Source organism: Asaia platycodi JCM 25414, from assembly GCF_000614545.1.
Lineage (GTDB): Bacteria > Pseudomonadota > Alphaproteobacteria > Acetobacterales > Acetobacteraceae > Asaia > Asaia platycodi.
The window spans coordinates 1-2,508 of record NZ_BAKW01000029.1 but is presented as its reverse complement, the minus strand read 5'-3'; the positions used below and the strand labels follow the sequence as shown (position 1 = coordinate 2,508).

At 47.0% G+C, this 2,508-nt stretch carries 3 protein-coding genes; all 3 read right to left on the bottom strand.

The genetic code is table 11. The features are described from left to right. Window positions 1–762 precede the first annotated feature (762 nt). Window positions 763–1,467: a hypothetical protein gene (locus JCM25414_RS15240; RefSeq protein WP_025842203.1), complete on the bottom strand. Its 705-nt coding sequence runs from the start codon at window positions 1,465–1,467 to the stop codon at window positions 763–765. Between the two features lie 340 nt (window positions 1,468–1,807). Continuing rightward, window positions 1,808–2,056, bottom strand: coding sequence for a hypothetical protein (locus JCM25414_RS23195; RefSeq protein ID WP_025842202.1), 249 nt, complete (start codon window positions 2,054–2,056; stop codon window positions 1,808–1,810). Then, window positions 2,031–2,508, bottom strand: a 478-nt coding sequence (locus JCM25414_RS22690; RefSeq protein ID WP_199897658.1) for a polymorphic toxin type 24 domain-containing protein, incomplete at its 5' end; no start/stop codon positions are given. The genes JCM25414_RS23195 and JCM25414_RS22690, both read right to left, overlap by 26 nt.

The following is a 2,508-nucleotide window of genomic DNA, read 5'->3' as shown; positions in this document are numbered from 1 at the left end:
CTGGCTTTGTTGCGAGGCCGTCTTGCTGGTCGAGAAACCAACACTCGCCTGCACACCGATGATGTCGTTCTTCTAGCACCGCTCGCCGTGAGCGTGCCGACCGAGCTAAGCTGGCACTGATTGCCGCCATTGACCAGATAGAGGGTTCTCGTACCTCGATTAAGCTCTACAGATTCGCAGTAGTATCAATGAGTTATGATAGGAAAACAACTTTGGAATGGCGGTTTTCGACCCCTCCATCTATGGATGCCATAAAATAGCACGCCGCGATTCATTTCAGCGCGATCAATGCATTTACACGCAAGAATCAACTGGTGTGATTTTACCCTTCAGTCAATGTATCAGCCAAAAAAAGTTCCGTTACAAGAGGCTCGCATGATTTTGGAATATTGCCCAATCTACACAACCCATCGAGCCATATGAATATATCACGCGGCATCTCTTTCCTTTTTTTCTCGAGAAATTTACGATATAATTTATCGTCATATTTCTTTAGCTCATTTTCTATTTTTTTATAGTAATATTGGACTGTTTTTTCACTCATATTACGGCCTCAATTTTCCCCAGTTCTCTATCTTAATTGGACGGTCCAGTATAACCTGTGTTCCACCACCAAGCCCCCACTCTGGATAACTGAATGTTATCGGTTCTGGAATATTCGTGGTGTTCCATTTGCTTGTAGGGACCTTCAGTTCATTGATAAGATCAAGTGTGTCAACATTGAGCCAATGACTTGGAGTCCGGGGAAGTTGCAGTAGGCTTTTACCTCTTCAGGCTCATACGAGAAATATTATCGAATGTTAGGTAGGTAGGGGTCCTTGAATTCACTATTCCAGTCTTGAGTTCTGAAACAGCGGCTTCACCACCAGCCGCTCGATACGCCGTAGACGGCACTGCTGCAACATTAGACCCCACGTAGAAGTCTGGCTTGGTTTCTCCAGCACGTGTACCACTCGCCCCACTCTCTCCCTTATGAGCAACATTCTGCAAGACAGTTCCTGCGGCTTTTTCTTCTCTTCCAGCTGCGGCTATGGCCTGGATCTCTTTCAGACCCAGTGCGACGACTTTCCCTGCGGCCATGCCCGCAGCCCCGGTTTCCAATCCCAGGCCCCAGCCCAGGGCGCTTTCAATCGCGGCCTGTCGATACTGACCCTGATAGATATCCTGTCCCGTCCGCCAAACAGAAGCTGCTGTGGCAACCGGCGGAAGGATATACTGGGCAAAATCAGTAGCCCCTATCCCGTAGTTGAAATTCAGTCCCGCTGCCGGATGATGCGGTTTGGCATTGACCGTTATGCTTTCGCTGCCATGGCCGTTGTTATAATGGCTGACCGTCTGACCAACCGTCCGCGTTCCATTCTGATCGGGGTCTGTCGGGTCCGCAGAGGCTATTGGACGAGCATAGGCATGATCGCCTGTCAGGCTCTGGTTACCCGAGAGACTGGACCCGGCACAGCCACACTGCATGGGCGATTAACTCACGCGGAAAACGGTGCCGTTTGTAGCTCACACATAACGCTCTCGTCGCCTGCATCTACCACGCCGCAGTTAACGTGACAGCACCGCTTCATCGACATTTAACCATGATGGATCTTGATAAAAATAAACTATTGGTCCGTAGTTCTTCTCTGAGTTTTCATATTTTATAATAAATTTTCGGTCTGGGAAATTTCTATCTAAGCACATACTCCACGATATACATATTATTTTCCCGATATCCTCGTATACTCTATCTTCAACTCCCCTTATGTCTCCACTAAATAAATCCCATATATTGATTATATTATAAGATTTTTCCACTAGACTTTTATCTTTTTTTTGTAAGATCGATTTTTGCTATATCGCTTTCATCCAAAAATAACGCTAAGAAAATGGCATTTTCACGCACAATAAAGTCTGGGAACAATATTTTCGAAAAGGCCACAAAATCCACAGGGCTAGAGACATCCCTTATATAAGACAGAATACTTAAATCATTAGGTTTGTTCCACTGACTTATCCAATCCGTGCATTTTTCGGGCTCTTTAATATCAAGCAAAGTCTGAATACGTCTCATGGTATCTCGTCATTTTCCGCTGGGCGTGGCATTTTACGTTCTGGCCAGCTACATGAACGGTTCCATTCGGAGCAATATTCCTTGTAGCTTCGAGTACGTGCGGAGTGGGTACGCCACCATGCGGCTTTCCTGTTACATCCACTCTTTTAACGATCAATCCGTCCTTATCGTAGGTCGCATAGGATGTGATATTGCCCTTATTGTCAGCTCTATAGAGAGTTCCGCTGCTCGGACCTCCCTTATCCGGGAAATGACCACTCCATTTTGTTGCATTCTCGAGTGGCCCTCCACTGAGATCACTCTCATTCCTAGGTTTAGGTGATGGGGGTGTGTCATCCTGGTTGTGATTGTTCTGTTCATCGGAAGTACCGTCACCGTCGCCCTTTTCTGACTCCGACGTCTTTTCCCCACTACCCCCGGCGCTCTCGCCGTCATGAGCGGCATTGTTGAGT

Bases quoted from the DNA above. Each gene is read 5' to 3' on its own strand.
- JCM25414_RS15240 (WP_025842203.1), bottom strand. From the start codon at position 1,467: ATGCAGTGTGGCTGTGCCGGGTCCAGTCTCTCGGGTAACCAGAGCCTG.
- JCM25414_RS23195 (WP_025842202.1), bottom strand. From the start codon at position 2,056: ATGAGACGTATTCAGACTTTGCTTGATATTAAAGAGCCCGAAAAATGC.